Annotated in this window: 1 protein-coding gene and 1 pseudogene; both read right to left on the minus strand. The window is 66.5% G+C overall.

From position 1 onward, the window contains the following. On the minus strand, positions 1-312 hold a 312-nt coding region (locus tag ACLJK8_RS23110), incomplete at its 3' end, for an ATP-binding protein (protein WP_413152718.1). After that, positions 312-546, minus strand: a pseudogene (locus ACLJK8_RS23115) (IS21 family transposase); the annotation flags it as partial. The gene ACLJK8_RS23110 and the pseudogene ACLJK8_RS23115, both read right to left, overlap by 1 nt.

Raw genomic sequence — 546 nt, forward strand, 5'->3', positions numbered from 1 at the left:
CAGGACGACGTTGCGCTGGCTGGCAAGGAAACCGCCCGTGGCGAGATCCCGGACCAGTCCTTCGTTGATCGGCGTGCCGGTAAACTCGAAGGCGTCGATCTCGCGCGCCAGCGGCAGCTTGGACGCGGTCATCTGATACTTGATCGAGCGAGCATGCTTCTCGGCGATCTCGGCCGTGAGCAGATCACCGAGAACGTGTTGGATGGGATGCTGGCGCTTGAGGGCGTCGGCGACCACCTCATCATAGGCATGGCGCATGCCGACGAGCTTGAGTTCGGCCATCAGGCCGAGGATCTCGTGTCGCTCCATCATCACGCCGCCCTCCGGGCCGACAGCAGCTGGTCGTAGCGCGCCGCGTCGGCGGCGGGCTCGATGCTGAGCCTCAGATGCTCAGGCGTGGCGATACTGGGCTCGATCGGCGCCGATCGGGACCGGGCGAGAATGTTGAGCACGACATCGGCGCTGGTGACCCCCTGGGCCAGTGCCTCGGCGGCGGCCGCTTCGAGCGCCTCCAGGCCGTCGATCGTCGCCGCGGTCAGAATCTTC

It is taken from the genome of Amaricoccus sp. W119 (genome assembly GCF_047275745.1).
Classification (GTDB): domain Bacteria; phylum Pseudomonadota; class Alphaproteobacteria; order Rhodobacterales; family Rhodobacteraceae; genus Amaricoccus.